The 16,045-nt window shown below is 61.9% G+C and carries 8 protein-coding genes; 2 read left to right on the top strand and 6 right to left on the bottom strand.

Going from position 1 to position 16,045, the window contains the following annotated elements; genetic code table 11:
- Positions 1–69 precede the first annotated feature (69 nt).
- The gene (locus tag AC3YMN_RS12985) at positions 70–2,589 is read right to left on the bottom strand and encodes a beta-mannosidase (protein ID WP_489890327.1); all 2,520 of its coding nucleotides are present in this window, start codon (positions 2,587–2,589) and stop codon (positions 70–72) included.
- A gap of 182 nt (positions 2,590–2,771) precedes the next feature.
- Positions 2,772–4,622, bottom strand: coding sequence for an ABC transporter ATP-binding protein (locus AC3YMN_RS12980; protein WP_489890326.1), 1,851 nt, complete (start codon positions 4,620–4,622; stop codon positions 2,772–2,774).
- 269 nt (positions 4,623–4,891) lie between these two features.
- On the opposite strand from AC3YMN_RS12980, the gene pepN reads away from it, so the two are divergent.
- Positions 4,892–7,528, top strand: a complete 2,637-nt coding sequence (pepN, locus tag AC3YMN_RS12975) for an aminopeptidase N (RefSeq protein ID WP_489890325.1) — start codon at positions 4,892–4,894, stop codon at positions 7,526–7,528.
- Positions 7,529–7,829: 301 nt separating this feature from the next.
- A complete protein-coding gene (locus tag AC3YMN_RS12970; protein WP_489890324.1) occupies positions 7,830–9,353 on the top strand; it encodes a sensor histidine kinase in 1,524 nt (507 codons plus the stop codon).
- 4 nt (positions 9,354–9,357) lie between these two features.
- Here AC3YMN_RS12970 and AC3YMN_RS12965 read toward each other — a convergent pair whose 3' ends face one another.
- From AC3YMN_RS12965 to AC3YMN_RS12950, 4 genes are all read right to left on the bottom strand, one after another.
- Positions 9,358–12,240 (bottom strand): bifunctional [glutamine synthetase] adenylyltransferase/[glutamine synthetase]-adenylyl-L-tyrosine phosphorylase, encoded by a 2,883-nt coding sequence (locus AC3YMN_RS12965; RefSeq protein WP_489890323.1) that lies wholly within the window; start codon positions 12,238–12,240, stop codon positions 9,358–9,360.
- 48 nt (positions 12,241–12,288) lie between these two features.
- The gene (locus AC3YMN_RS12960) at positions 12,289–13,695 is read right to left on the bottom strand and encodes a HAMP domain-containing sensor histidine kinase (RefSeq protein WP_489890322.1); all 1,407 of its coding nucleotides are present in this window, start codon (positions 13,693–13,695) and stop codon (positions 12,289–12,291) included.
- Between the two features lie 3 nt (positions 13,696–13,698).
- Complete coding sequence (locus AC3YMN_RS12955) at positions 13,699–14,370, bottom strand: winged helix-turn-helix domain-containing protein (RefSeq protein WP_489890321.1); 672 nt, start codon at positions 14,368–14,370, stop codon at positions 13,699–13,701.
- Positions 14,371–14,436: 66 nt separating this feature from the next.
- Positions 14,437–15,972 carry a Do family serine endopeptidase gene (locus tag AC3YMN_RS12950; protein ID WP_172122779.1) on the bottom strand — a complete coding sequence of 512 codons (1,536 nt, stop codon included), beginning with the start codon at positions 15,970–15,972 and terminating at the stop codon, positions 14,437–14,439.
- Positions 15,973–16,045: the final 73 nt, after the last annotated feature.

Below are 16,045 nucleotides of genomic sequence, written 5' to 3'. Positions count from 1 at the left end.
ACCATTGATCCGGGCGCGAACAGGGCTGCAGAGTCAGCCCCTTGCCACGAGACAAGGGGCTGGCCGGAGCTAGAACGTATCTGCCAGCGTACGGATGCTGAGCGTGGCCGCAAGTTCCTGGGCGCTGAACTTGCCCCCATGGCGGGGCGTAAAGCCCAGCACAGCGGGCCGACCCGGCAGCAGGGTGAACGCGTTGTCGGAGAAATAGCCGGGCTGATCGACGGTCACGGTGGTGAACAGGCCGGGCTTGTCGGCCTCAAGGGTCAGCACGGGGCCATCGGGTCCGTCAGCCCAGCTGGCTGACACCGTGACGGGCGGTAGCTCATAGGCCTTGTAGGGCTTGGGGAAGTAGTCGTTTTCACCCAGCACCTTGCCCGCTGCATCGCGCCAGGTGAACAACAGGAACTCGTCGGCGGCGAGATCGGCAACGTCGAGGGTCGCCACGGCCATTGCAGCAGCCGGGTCAACGGCGCTACTGCCGGAGAACACCACTCGATCGCCCCCGCCGACCTTGACCGCCCGGACCTCGAGGCTGACCGTCACCTCGGCGCCAGTATCATTGACGGCCTTGAGCACAATCTGGGTTGGCGCCGCACCCTCGACCGGCAATCCGCGCGAATTGGTCTTGAGTTCCGCCTGCCGGGGTACCGCGACGACCTTGACCGGCAAGAAGAAGCGCTTGGCCATATACTGCAGCAGCTTCCACTGCCCGCCGTAATCAAGGCTCGCCCAGCTCGCGACCGGCCAGATATCGTTGATCTGCCAATAAAGCGTGCCCATGCAGCGCGGCTTGGTGGAGCGCCAGTATTCGATGGCGGTCTTCATCGCCAGGCCCTGCTGGATCTGGGACAGGAACACCATCTGGTCGAAATCGCGCGGGAAGCGGAAGTAGCGCGTCATGGTCTCGAGGATACGCGCATTGCCCCCGTCATTGCGCTGATGGTTCTCCATTACGGGCGAAGAGGGATTCCTGTCTTTCTGTTCAGAGAACGTTTCAATGACGTTCATCGAGGTGAACGACTGGAAGCCGAACTCGGAAGCAAACCGCGGATTGACCGTCCGATAGGCCTCGAAGGCCTTGGCCGAATGCCAGACATCCCAGTAATGCGTGTCGCCCCGCGTATCGGCATGCCAGCCATCAGAGAAATCGAGATAACCCATTGAGGGCGATGAGGGCCAGAACCGCCGCGCCGGATCCTCGTCCTCGACAATGGTGCCGAGCATGTGGTTGAGCCGGTCATAGTTCGCCACGTAACGCTCTGGCGCGGCACGCGTTTCCGGGTACCAGCCCAGCGAGCCGATCACCTCATTGTCCCCGCACCACAAGGCAATACAGGCGTGATGGGACAGCCGGCGCACCTGCTGGGTCACCTCCTCGCGCACGCTGGCAAGGAACGCCCGATCGGACGGATAGCTCATGCAGGCAAACATGAAGTCGTGCCAGATGAGGATCCCAAGCTCATCGCACAGATCATAGAAGTAATCGGGCTCATACTGCCCACCGCCCCAGATCCGCAGCATATTCATATTCGCGGCCTTGGCGCTGCCCAGGAGATCGCGAATAACCTCAGGCGTAATGCGGCTCGGAATGGCATCCGCCGGGATCCAGTTGGCCCCCATCATGGTGATGTCGCGCCCATTGGTACGGCACTTGAAGGTGTGGTCGATCTCGTCGGGCTCTACTACCCATTCGAGCTGCCGCAAGCCAAGCTTGCGGGTGGTGCGCTCGCCATCGAGTTCGGTTTCCAGCTCATAAAGGGGCTGCTCGCCCTGCCCAGCCGGCCACCACAGGCGCGGGTTTTCAATGCGAACACCATGGATAAGCAGGTTTTCGCCGCGGTGGACGGGCACGGTTTCGCGAACGCTCTGCCCGTCGATCACGTGGCTGATGGTCACCTCTCCAGCCGCGAAGGCGAAGATGCGGGTGCGGATGGTCAGCTCAACAGCGCCATCGCGGTGCAGCTGATCGACCTGCACGCTTTCCTGGCGCGTCAGACGCGAGCGGCGCAGCTGCATCCTGCCATATACGCCGATCGGCATCAGGCAAATGCCCCAGTCCCAGCCGGCATGGCACTGGGCCTTGCGCACGAAATTGAGGTGAATGCCCTCCAGACCATTGGTCTGGTAGTTCTTGGTAAAAGGCAGCGGGAATGAATGGGCCTCGGCGCGCGCCTTGGCGACATCGCGCGTGACGGCAAATTCAATGCGCAGCGTGTTGCTGCCTTCCCGGACTTTGCCGGTCACATCGATATCGTGGCGAACAAAGGAATTGTCGGTGCAGGCGATCGCTTCACCGTTGAGGAAAATGGTGGCGATGCAGTCCACCTCGGCCAGCGTCAAAGTTAAATAGCCATCGATATCGGCTGCACTCGCTTCGAAGCTGCGCTCGACTGACCATTCGGTGCGGTTGACCCACATGACCTCCTTCTCGTTCTCCCCGAAATACGGATCGGGAATCTCCCCATTCGCCAGCAGTGCGCCATGCACGTCGCCAGGCAAGGTGATGGGAGCCGAGGTGTGATAGGTTGGCGAGGAAAGGCGGAATGTCCCTCCAAGTTCAAGCACAGAATAAGCGGGGGCAGTGGACATCCGGTTCCTCCCAGTAGACGTCGTTCAAAGCAGCGTAAGCATCGCTGCAATCGATTTCAGCCTTCTACAGAGTCTGCCGGATAGCTCCAATGGGGGTGGTCTGGCTGTGCAAGACTTTTTGCCTCGAGGCGCAGAATGATCACAGGAGCGCCGGCACCGGCGTGCCGGTCAAAAAGGCCGCTCTACTGAGCGGCCTCTTCGCTTTGGTCGGCTTCGATGAAGCCGCCGGATTGCCGCTGCCAGAGTTGAGCGTAAAGCCCGCCCTGCGCGAGGAGCTCGGCATGGGTGCCTTGCTCGACCACCCGTCCGCGATCGAGCACCACCAGCCGATCCATGGCAGCGATGGTCGACAGCCGGTGAGCAATGGCAATCACGGTCTTGCCGCGCATCAGCAGTTGCAGCTGGCTCTGGATGGCCGCTTCCACTTCGCTGTCGAGAGCCGAGGTGGCCTCATCGAGCACCAGGATTGGTGCGTTTTTGAGCAGCACCCGCGCAATGGCGATGCGCTGCCGCTGCCCGCCGGAGAGCTTTACCCCACGCTCCCCGACATGGGCGTCGTAACCCTTGCGGCCCTGGGCGTCGCTCAGGGTCTCGATGAAATCGGCGGCTTCTGCGAGTTCGGCCGCCTGGCGGATCTCCGCTTCCGTGGCATCGGGGCGGCCATAGGCGATGTTGTCGCGCACGGAGCGGTGCAGCAAGGACGTGTCCTGGGTCACTACGCCGATATTGGCGCGCAGGGAGTCTTGGGTAACTGTCGCGATATCCTTGCCATCGATGAGGATGCTGCCGCCCTGACGATCATAGAAGCGGAGCAGCAGGTTGACGATGGTGGACTTGCCCGCGCCTGACCGGCCGATCAGGCCAATCTTCTCGCCCGGACGGATATGCAGGTTGAGCCCCTCGATGACACCGCTGTTCTTGCCATAATGGAAGCTGACATTTTCAAAGCGGATGTCGCCAGTGACCTTGCCGATTGGCTGCGCCCCCTCGGCATCGGACACAACGCGCGGAAGCGAAATCGAGGCGATGCCGTCGCGCACCGTGCCGATGTTTTCGAACAGCGCCGACATTTCCCACATGACCCACTGGCTCATGCCCTGGAACCGCATCACCAGCCCCAGCGACACCGCCAAGGCGCCTGGGGACATCGTCCCCTGTAACCAAAGCCAGATGCCCGTGGCACCAACGAAAAACAGCAGCAGCGCATTGGAGAAATTCACGGCCACGTTGAGCACGGTGAACATGCGCATCTGCCGATAAACGGTGTCGAGAAAGCCATCCATGGCTTCGCGGGCATAACGCTCCTCCCGATTGGAATGGGAGAAGAGCTTAACCGTCGCGATATTGGTATAGCTATCGACGATGCGGCCCGTCATGGTCGAGCGGGCATCGGCCTGTTGCTCGGAGATCTTGCCGAGCCGCGGAATGAAGTACCACATCAACAGGATGTAGCAGACCACCCAGGCCAGAAATGGCAGTGCCAGCCGCCAGTCGGTCGAGGCGGCAAGCACAACCGCGCCGGTGAAGTAAACGCTCACATATACCAGCATGTCGAGCAGCTTCATGACCACTTCGCGCACGGCGAGCGAGGTCTGCATCAGCTTGGCACCGATCCGGCCGGCAAATTCGTCCTGGAAGTAGCTCATCGACTGGCGGATGAGATAGCGATGGCTCATCCAGCGAATGCGCTGCGGGAAATTGCCCAGAAGAGTCTGGTGCATCGTGAGCGTTGAGAGCAACACCAGCCCCGGCAGCACGAGAACGACGATCGCGCCCATGATGGCCAGCTTCCAGCCATCCGTGGCCAGGAAAGTCTGGGGGTCCGCATCGGCCAGCCAGTTCACCACATCGCCAATAAAGCCGAACAGCAAGATTTCGCCCGCTGCGATGAGCGCTGCGGTCACAGCCATCAGGGCAAGCCACTTCTTGGCGCCGCGGCTGTAATAGAGGCAAAAGGCGAGCAAGCCACGGGGTGGTTCACTGGGCTCTTCGGCAGGATATGGGTTCAGACGTTGTTCAAACCAGCGCAACATGCGGTCACCCCTTCAACAAGCAACAGACGTTCAAAAGCGCCCTGTCACGACGCTGAGTCCCAGAAATAGATGACGCTGCAACGTCAACCGGGGGAAATCTTGCGCGGGACGCCAGCCACATAACTGGTTTCCCTCCCCATTGACGTCCAATTTGACGTAGAAGGAGGGAGGCGGCCGCGAGCCGCACTGATCGCATATCTAACCGAAGTCTGCTGTTGCGGCACGGCCACAATCGATTGAAGACTAAGGTTCACACCTGGACCGAAATCATGCGTACTGAAACCGAGCACACCATCTATCTCAAAGATTACGCGCCCAGTCCTTATCGCATCACGGCGGTAGACCTGGATTTTCGCATCCTCGAAGAGGGGACACGCGTTCGCTCGCTGCTGACGGTCGAGCCGCGCCCGGATACGGCTGCAGGTACGCCGCTGGTGCTGGATGGCGATGGTTTGCGCCTGCAGTCGGTGGCCCTCGACGGCTTGCCGCTGGTGGAGGCCGCTTATGCAGCCGATGCCAACGGGATGACTCTCGTCGAGCCGCCACTGCGTCGGTTCGTGCTGGAAACCGAGGTTACCCTGCAGCCCGAGAACAACACCAAGCTGATGGGGCTTTATCGCTCTAACGGCACCTGGTGCACGCAATGTGAGCCCGAGGGGTTCCGGCGCATCACCTATTACCTCGATCGCCCCGACAATCTCGCCACATTCAAGGTGCGCATGACGGCGCCCGAGGCTGTGGCGCCGGTGCTGCTCTCCAATGGCAATCTGGTGGAACGCGGCGATGCTGGCGATGGCCTGCATTATGCAATTTGGGAGGACCCCTTTCCCAAGCCGGCCTACCTCTTTGCCCTTGTTGCCGGCAAGCTCGCCTCGGTCAGCGACAGCTTCACCACCATGTCCGGCCGCAAGGTGGAACTGGCGATCTATTGCGAGCCAGGCAAGGAAGACCAGTGCGGCTGGGCCATGGACAGCCTCAAGCGCTCGATGGCCTGGGACGAGAAGCGGTTTGGGCGCGAATACGACCTCGACATCTTCAACATCGTCGCGGTGTCGGATTTCAACTTCGGCGCCATGGAAAATAAAGGCCTCAACATCTTCAACGATCGGCTGGTGTTTGCCCGGCCGGACACGGCCAGCGACGCCAATTACGCCTCGATCGAGCGCGTCATCGCTCACGAATACTTCCACAACTGGACGGGCAATCGCATCACCTGCCGCGACTGGTTCCAGCTCTGCCTCAAGGAAGGCTTGACGGTTTACCGAGATCAGGAGTTTTCCTCGGACGAGCGCAGCCGTCCGGTGCAGCGGATCCATGACGTGCAGAATTTGCGCGTGTCGCAGTTCCCCGAAGATGGTGGGCCGCTGGCCCATCCACCCCGTCCCGACCAGTATCGCGAAATCAACAACTTCTATACGACCACCGTCTACGAGAAGGGTGCCGAAATCGTGCGGATGCTGGCGACCCTCTTGGGCGAAGCCGGGTTCCGCAAGGGCATGGACCTTTATTTCCAGCGGCACGATGGTGAAGCCACGACCATCGAGGCTTTCCTCGCGGTCTTCTCGGAAGCCAACGATATCGATCTGGAGCAATTCAAGATCTGGTATCTGCAGGCTGGCACGCCTCAGGTCACGGTTTCGGACAGCTATGATCCCATCAGTCGCACCTATCGGCTGACGCTCAAGCAGCACACCGCACCAACTCCGGGGCAACCGGAGAAGTCGCCGCTGGTCATCCCGGTCAAGTTCGGCCTGCTCGGACCCAACGGCAGCGAACTAAGCTGGACGGGCGTAGCTGGCGGAACGGTGCGCGACGACCTCATCATCCTCGACACCGAAACAGCGGTCATCGAGTTCAGCGGGGTTGCCAACCAGCCCACCCCTTCCTTGTTCCGTGGTTTTTCGGCGCCGGTGCAGGTCCATGCCGACTGGTCCGCGGCGGACAATCTGTTCCTGGCCCGGCATGACAGCGATCCGTTTAACCGCTGGGAAGCGCTGCAATCGGTCAGCACCGAGCTGATGGTGGCAGCTGCCCTAGGCACGACCTGGCGCGATGAAGCGATCGCCGCACTGCGCGAAGCCATGATGGAGACGCTGGGTGACCCCGGGCTCGACCATGCCTTCAAGGCGCAGGCACTTGGTCTGCCCGTCGAGTCGCTTGTTGCCCGGGCCATCGGCCGGGATGTCGATCCGGATCGCATCCATCAGGTGCGCCAGGCTTTGATCGGCGCAGTCTTCGGACCGGTTGCTGCAATGCTGCAGGCCGCCTACGAGGGCCTCGCCATCACGGAGACTTATGCCCCCACCACGGCGCAGTCCGGCCAGCGCTCCTTGCGCAATCGCCTGCTGTCCCTCCTGGTCCAAGCGAGCCCCGATGGGGCCGCGCTCGCAGCCCGGCAGTACCATGAAGCCACCAACATGACCGATCGCCTGGCGGCGCTCGCGGTCAGTGGGGCGCAGTGGACCGCCGACGCCCCTGCCCTTCTCGCTGACTTCCGCCTGCGCTTTGCCGGGGACCCCTTAGTGTTCGACAAATGGCTCAGTGTTTCGGCCAGCGCCACCGACGATGGGGTGATCGAGCGCATGCGTGCCATCCTTGCCGATCCCGGCTTCCCCAAGACCAATCCGAATCGCTTGCGCTCGCTTGTGGGGACATTTGCGATGGGCAACCCGACTCAGTTTGCCCGTGCCGACGGCGCGGGTTTCCGCTTCGTGACGGACTTCGTGGCGGAGGTGGATTCGGTCAACCCGCAGGTGGCTGCGCGGGTGCTGACAGGCTTCAGAATCTGGCAGATTCTGGAGCCAAACCGGCGCGAGGCAGCACACGCGGCGCTCCGGCAGTTGCAGGCCTCGACCGAGCTGAGCCGCAACACGGCTGACATACTTTCACGCATGTTGGGAAGCTAAATGCGCGTGCCTGTGGAAGAATATTTCTCCGCCTCTAAGTGACTCAAGAGACTCGCCTTTTGGCGGGTCTCGCTTTAGCGCTGGCCGGAGAGGTATGGACAAGCTGCCACCGCCTGATTCATTGTTCGTTAAGGGTATCGGGCGGGGCAATTAGCCTCACATTACGGAGTTATTCATGCGGTCGGCGGAGCAATCCGGCGTCGGCGCTGATGGATTCAGCGTGGGCAAAGGTCAGAATTCAGCTCATCGGCCAGAAGGCGAGAACACCCATACAGGGTCCCTTTTCCGCAAGGTTTCGCCCGTGACGAGGACCGTCGCACTCACCGCCATCCTGGCCGCGACGCTTTTCATTATCTATGACACGGCAAGGACCCTTGATGAGGCCCGTCGCGACCTGACCGCCATCGGCGCATTGATGGCAGACGAGATTGCCGCAACCACCGCTCCGTTGCCGCAGCTGCAACAAGCGGTAAGGCTGTCGGGCGGTGTCGTTCATGCGCGGCTACACGCCGATCCTTCCACTGCTCCCCAGAGAACGCTCGTCAGCGAGCAGTTCCCCGTTGGTCAGCACGGTATCTTGTTGCTTGAAGCCAATGAGGACCTGATATGGCCCGGCCTGCTGGTCCGGGCCCTGGCCGCCCTTGCCGTGGCTGCGCTGATGACAGGCCTCTCCTGGCGCCGCAGCCACTTCAACGAAATGCCCGATCGCATGCAGCGTTTTGCCTACCAGACCCTTGCTTCGGCTGTGCCGATGGGGATGGCGTGCTGGACCAAATCGGGCCAGCTGGTGGTCTGCAATCAACAGTACCGCGAGCGCCTGGACCTGGAGGGTACAAGCGTGACCTACCCCCAAATGGTCAAGCGACTGATTGCCGGCGGATACATGAAGCTGGTCAATGACGCGGACAACACCCGCTTGATGGAGCTGCATCGCGAAGACGGCAGCTGCATGCTGATCGAGGAACGTCCCTTGGGCGACGGCAATTTCCTTACGCTCGTGACCGATGTCACCGAGCGCAAGAAAGCCGATTCACTGCTGAACTCCATCCGGGAGGAGCAGCGGCTGCTCGCCCGCCGCTATCATGAGGAAAAGCTCAAGGCCGAGGCCGCCAGCCGCTCCAAGACCAATTTCCTGGCTCATCTCAGCCATGACGTACGCACGCCGCTCAACCACATCATCGGCTTTGCCGAACTGATGCGGCATGAGGCTTATGGCCCGCTCGGCGATCGCCGCTACAAGGATTACGTGCAGTCGATCAAGTCCTCTGGCGAACACCTGCTGGATTCCTTTGCGACCATTCTTGATCTCGCGGAGCTTGAAGGCGGGCAGAAGATGCTGCGCTCCGATCCACTCAGCGTGGACGAGCTCCTCGACGAGGTCGGGCAGCGCTTCCGTGGACAAACTGCGCGAGCCGGGCTGAGCTTTGTGCGCGGCGAAGGTTGCGGCGCGGTTGTGCATGGCGACCGCCTAGGGCTGTTGCGCATGATCGGCAATATCGTCGAGAACGCGATCCGCTTCACGCCGAGCGGGGGCCGAGTCACGCTGGCAGCCTTTGCTGCCCATGATGGCGTTGTTATTGAAATCACCGATACCGGGCTCGGCATGAACGAGGAGCGGCTGGCCAGTCTTTCCCAGCCTTTCGCCCTTGGTGACGCGACCTTCACTCGCGAAGGGGTTGGTCACGGCCTTGGCATTTCGATTTCGCGCGCCATTGCCGAGCTCAGCGGCGGGCACATGGCCATTGACTCCAGCCCTTCCCTGGGCACGACGGTGGCCATATCCCTGCCGTTGCGCAGCGAAGAAGGCATTCGGGCGGCCGAATAGGCATCTATAGGGCTGCGGCTCGCTCGTACCAGGCCTGCGCTGCGGCCGAGACCTCGGCGCGCATTTCAGCAAGATCCAGCTCAAGCCGGCTGAAATCGGGGTAGTGGGTCAGTTGCGCTAGCAATTCCCGGAAGGCCCCATTCCAGCCTTCCTCCTTGAACGGGTCGAGCAAGGCAGAGCTCATCACCTGGATCACTTCCGAATAAAGCCCATGGATCTGGGCGAGCCGTGTGCCGCTGGGCAGCAAGCCAAGCTCGTCGAGCCGGGTCAGCACCTCCGCCGTGAGCGCCTGCGGCAAGCCCAGTTGGGAGCCGACCGACAGGAACCCTGACTGGGCGATGAACTCCAGGTCCACCAGTCCGCCCGCCGCGAGCTTAAGGTCAAATGGGTGGCGGGGTGGCCGTTCCTTGGCCAGCAACGCCCGCATCGAACGAACATCCTCGATGACCTTGGCGCTGTCGCGCCGGGTTGCGAGAACGCGGGCAATGGCCGCGTTCATCTGTTCGCCAAAAGTGCCATCGGCAAACACAATGCGCGCCCGGCTGAGTGCCAGATGCTCCCACGTCCAGGCATGTTCGAGCTGATAGTCCACAAAACCCTGTAGGCTCGTTGCGAGCGGGCCGGCATTACCCGAAGGCCGCAGCCTCATATCGGCCTGATACAACACGCCTTCGGCGGTCGGGGCAGTGATGGCGGCCACTAGGCGCTGGGTTAGCCTTGTATAGTAGTGGCTGGCGCTGAGCGGCTTTTCGCCATCGGATTCCACGTCTGGCGCATCATAGAGGAGAATGAAATCGAGGTCGGAGGTAGCCGTCATCTCCCGGCTCGCCATCTTGCCAAAGGCGAGCAACGCCACACGGCCATCACGAATGCGGCCATGGCGGCGCTCGAACTCGACCTTGACGGTTGCGAACAAGCGATTGAGCAAGGTCTCGGCCAACGCGGTGAACTGCTCGCCGGCCCCCTTGGCGCTCACCGTGCCGGACAACAGGCCCGCGGCAATCAGGAAGCGTTGTTCCTGCCCGATGATGCGGGCCCGATCGATGCTTTCCTCATAGGAGCGCGCCTCTGCCATGAAGGCGTCGACCTTGGAAATCAGGACATCGCGATGCGTCACCTCGCTGGCGAAGGCGGGATCAATCAGCGCATCCATGACATGGGTGCGATGGATCACCGCCTCGGCCATGCGCGGCGCCGACGCCATCAATTGCACCAGCAATGTCCGAAGATCGGCATGTGTGCGCAGCAGCGCAAAGAGCTGCACGCCCGTCGGCAGGCGGGAGAGGAAATTGTCGAAACGCACCAGCGCCAGATCGGCATTGCCAGCCGCGCCCAACGTCGACAGCAGCGCCGGCAGCAATTCGGTCAGATGCGCCCGAGCGGCCGCAGCGCGCGTGGCTGGGTAACTGCCATAGTGCCATTTGCGGACAGTGGCGATGGCGAGATGGGGATCGGCAAAGCCCATCTGGGACAGGGTCTCCAGCGTACCTGGATCATCATCGCTGCCGGTAAACACCAGATTGCCTTCGGCACTGCCCAGGCTTTCGCCTTCGGTGAACAACTCGCCGTAATAGGACGAAACAAGCTCGAGCGCGGAGCGGTATTCAGCCTCGAAGCGCAACAGGCTGTCCTCGCCCATCAGGCGGGCAATGCTGGCCAGGTCCTCGGCGTTCGTCGGCATGGTGTGGGTTTGTTCGTCGCGGAGCATTTGCAGCCGGTTCTCGACCGCCCGCAAGAACCAGTAGGTATGGCTTAGCTCCGAGGCGGCGGTGAGCGTGATCCAGTTCGCGTCGGCCAGCGCCGCCAGCGCGAGAACCGTGGGCTTGGCGCGCAGGCTTTTGTCCCGGCCGCCGGCAATCAGCTGCTGGGTCTGGGTGAAGAACTCGATCTCGCGAATGCCGCCCCGCCCGAGCTTGACATTGTGACCTTCCACGCGGATCTCGCCAACGTTCTTGGCAATGTTGATCTGGCGTTTCATGGCTTGGATATCGGCAATGGTCGCGAAATCGAGATGCTTGCGCCAGATATAGGGCGCCAGTTCCTTGAGGAAACTGGCGCCAACTTCCCCATCGCCGGCGCAAGTTCGCGCCTTGATCCAGGCGGCCCGCTCCCAGTTCTGCCCGCGGCTTTCATAATAGGCGAGGGCCGCATCAACCGAGATCGCGACCGGGGTCGAACCCGGATCGGGCCGCAGCCGCAGGTCAGTGCGGAACACATAACCATCGGGCGTGCGATCCTCGATCAGTCCCATCAGCCGCTGCACAACGCGTGAATAGAACCTCGTCGCTTCGGCCGGCTCAGCGAGCACGCCTTTCTCCGGATCAAAAAACGCGACAATGTCGATGTCGGAAGAGTAGTTCAGTTCCTGTCCGCCATGCTTGCCCAGCGCGAAAAGGGCGAGGCCAGAATTGGCCGCCGTGGCCTCTTCGACTGGAATGGCCAGCAAGCCCCGGCCGGCAGCCTGGCGCATCAAGAGGTCCAGTGCGGCTTCAAGGGCAGCATCGGCAAGGTCGGACAGGGCAGCAGTGGTCTGTGCGGTGCTTAGAGCTCGCCCGGTTTCGGTGACCGCCGCCCACAAGGCGGTGCGCGCCTTGGCGCGACGCAGTATGGGCGCCAGCGCCGCTTCGTCAGCCGCGGTTCGCCCGGCCTCAGCGACATCATCGAGGATGGCATGAAACACTGAGTTTGGCACTTGCCCCAGCGCCTGACCCAACCATCCCGCATTGGCTTGGGCTAGGCCCAAGAGATATGGCGCTGTTTCCAGCAAAGGGCCGAGGGCACTGGCAGCTGCTGCCAGCGGAACGCGCTCGGCCTCGGGAAGGCTGCCGAGCCATTCATCGAAGCGCGGCGTTGGCGTCGGGGGCAGTTGTTGGAGGGCAGTAGCCATAAACCTATGTGATATATGGGACGTTTCGCCGCGGCAAGCCGGTCCCCGTTACCCTGCGGGCAGGTCGATGATCGCCCGTGCCCCAGGAGCATTGTCGGCGAGCCGGAAGCTGCCGCCATGCAGGCGCGCCACCGCGTCCACCAGCGAAAGCCCAAGCCCTGACCCCGGTTCGGACCGGCTTTTTTCCAGTCGCACAAAGCGCTCGACAACGCGCAGCCTATCTTCCTCTGCGATGCCGGGACCATTATCGGCAACCTCGATCAGGACCCGACCGCGCTCTTCGCGCAAACTGATCGTGATGCGCCCCTGCCCGCCCTGCTCGGGCTTGGCATATTTCAAAGCGTTTTCGAGCAGGTTGACCATGGCTTGCCCAATCAGCTCGCGATTGCCCTTCAGGTGAACGGATGGGGCAATCGCGGTTTCAACGGCAATTCCCTCGTCCTCGGCCACTGGGCCATAGAGCTCGGCGAGATCGGTCACAACGGCGCTGACATCGACCTCGGCGAATGCGCCCGATGGGGCACCCGCCTCCGCTCTGGCGATCATCAGAAGAGCGTTGAAGGTCCGGATCAGGCGATCGCTTTCTGCAATGGTGGTTTCGAGTGCCTGCTCGCGAGTCATGTCGCTTGCCCCGGGGCGCAGTGCCGCTTCTGCCTGATTGCGCAGGCGAGTCAGCGGGGTTTTGAGGTCGTGCGCGACGTTGTCGGTGACTTCCTTGAGGCCCTGCAGCAACTGTTCGATGCGGTCGAGCATGGCGTTGAGATTGGTGGCCAGCCCATCGAATTCGTCATTGCGCCGGGTGATCGGCACGCGCTCGGAGAGATTGCCCGACATGATCTTGGTCGAGGTATCGCGGATGGAATCGATACGCCGCAGCACTCTTCTGGCGGTGAGGCCCCCCGCCACCATGGAAAAGAAGATGATTCCGGCGACGCCCACGAGGAAACTTCGCACAATGATGGCCGAGTAGCCCCGCCGTTCCAGCACGTCACGGCCAACCACCAGCCGCAGCCCGTTGCTGAGTTCAAGGGAGCGCACCACGGCAACGCCCCGACGGGGACCTGCATCGGACTGGCCGTCGTCTCCCAATGGGCTGGCCCGTTCATAGTCGAAGCTATAAACGCCAGGCTCCACTAGCACTCCCGCGGGAATTTGCACGACATTGCCCAAGAGGTACTGGCCGGATGCGTCGCCCAGAAAGTATACGCCCGGGCCCGGCTGGCGCGACAGCCGGTCCACGGCTATGGCGAGGCCACGAAGCCCCTGGTTCGCATCGATCCGCTGGAACAAGCGCACTTCGCGATCGATATCATCAGCCTGCTGGCGCTGGATCTGCACGCTGGACTGCCAGGTAATAAAGCCCAGCAGCAGCACGGCAAACAGGATGAAGATCAGGATAAACGCGGCGGTCAGCCGGACCGTGGAGGTGCGCCAGAGTTGGGCAAGACGGTGCACGCGCTACTCGCGGATCATGTAACCGGCGCCCCGCACCGTGTGGAGCAGTGGATTGGCATAGCCTTTGTCGATCTTGGCCCGCAGGCGCGACATATGCACATCGATGACATTGGTCTGGGGGTCGAAATGATAATCCCAGACATTTTCCAGCAGCATGGTGCGGGTCACCACCTTACCGGCATTTCTCATCAGGTATTCCAGTAGTCTGAATTCCCGCGGCTGGAGCAGGATAGATTCGCCATCCCGTTCCACCTTGCGTGACAGGCGGTCCAGCGTCAGGCCACTAACCTCATAGGTCGTGGCGGCTTCAGAGGGGCTCGAGCGGCGGGCAAGCACCTCAACCCGGGCCAGCAATTCGGTGAAGGCATAAGGCTTGGTCAGGTAATCGTCGCCGCCGGCGCGCAGCCCGGTGACACGATCATCAACCTCGCCGAGTGCCGACAAGATCAATACGGGCGTATTGTCACCCTTGGCCCTTAGCGACTCGACAATGGAAAGACCGTCCCGGCGAGGCAGCATGCGATCAACGATCAGCACGTCATATTCCATATCCGACGCCATGGCGTGGCCGGTTTCCCCATCGGGGGCGTGGTGGGTCACGTGACCGGATTCATCAAGCGCCTGGATCAGGTAACTTGCTGCCTCACGATCGTCTTCAATCAGCAAAATCTTCACCGTGACGCTCCCGGCGCAGCGCTGAGAAAAGGGTCCCGGAGCGGCTGCCCCGGGACCGTAGCGGGTTTATTCGCTTAGTGGCAGACCGATGAAGCGGGCTTCACCATCACGGCTGGCCTTGACCAGGGCAGTATTGAGCCCGCGATCCTTGACGCCGGCAATGGCGGCTTGGAAATCCTCAACGGTTTCGACAGGCTTGTTGTCGACTTCGAGGATTGCGTCGCCAACTGCAAAACCACGTTCCGCCGCAGGGCTTTCGGGATCAACCTCCTGGATCAGCAGACCGCCCGAGCCGTCACCATTGGGCACCAGGGTCAGGCCCTCGCTCGATTGCGCTGGCTGTTGCTCGGGAGTGGTTGGCGCCTGTTCGGTGTCGTTCTGGGCCGTTTCCTCGGTCAAGGTCTCGAGCTGGACGGAAAGCTTGGTTTCAGCGCCATCGCGCCAAATCGTCAGCTCAACCGTGGAGTCCGGCGCCTTGCCCGCAATCGTGCGGCTCAGGTCCAGTGCGTCGTCGATGGGCTCACCATCCACCTGGATGATGATGTCGCCAGAGCGAACGCCTGCGGGGGCGGCTGGTCCATCGGGAGCGGCATCACGCACGATCGCCCCCGCAGCATTAGGCAGGCCCACGCTGTCGGCGATATCCTTGGTCACGTCCTGAATGGACACGCCCAGATAACCGCGGGTCACCGAACCGTCCTCGATCAGTTGGCCGACAATGGTCTTGACCGTGGCTGCGGGAATGGCAAAGGCGATGCCGACATTGCCGCCATTGGGGGAGTAGATGGCGGTGTTGACGCCCACCACTTCGCCCCTGGTGTTAAAGGCAGGGCCGCCCGAGTTGCCGGTGTTGACGGCCGCGTCGATCTGCAGGAAATCGCCATAGCCGGAGCCGCCGATATTGCGGCCCGAACCGGAGATCACGCCAACGGTCACGGTGCCGCCCAGACCAAAGGGATTGCCGACAGCAACCACCCAGTCGCCAACGCGGCTCGGCTCGCCTTCGAAGTTCACGAAGGGCAGGTCCGTACCCTCGATCTTGAGCACGGCAAGGTCGGTGCGCTCATCGGTGCCGACGATCTCGGCCGTTTGCTCGGTGCCGTCATCGAAAACGACGGTCACCTTGGTGGCATTTTCGACCACGTGATTGTTGGTAACGACATAGCCGTCACCCGAGATCACAAAGCCAGAACCCGCCGCCATATAGGGCCGCGGCCTCGGCATGTTTTCGGAGCCCTGCCCTCGACCATCAGACCCGAAGCGGTCGCTGAACTGGTCGAAGAAGTCACGGAATGGATGCCCTTCTGGCAGGTCCGGCATGTTGAAATTGAACTGACCGCCCCGCTGAGCTGCCTGGCCAGCCGCTTCGGCCTCAACCAGAATCGAAACCACCGCTGGCTTGACCGCTTCCACCAGGTCGGCAAAGCCCTGCTGCGGCTGCTCCACGGGTGGTACGATGATTTGTGCACTGTTCTGAACCTGGGCATTAGCTGCCTGGCCGGTCATCACGAAAGCGGTGGATACGCCGCCGACAGCTACCGTCAGTGCCAGGGCCGAGGCCCCGAGCCAACGCCGCGTCCGAGTAAGAATAGTTGAGCGCATTGGGATTCGTCTCCATGGAAAGGCCGTTTCATAAGCCTGTGCGATACATATGGAATGCACCGCCTTTCGGCGA

The organism is Devosia sp. Z11_6 (assembly GCF_058133665.1).
The sequence above is the reverse complement of the archived record's forward strand: the minus strand, read 5'-3'. Positions and strand labels throughout refer to the sequence as shown.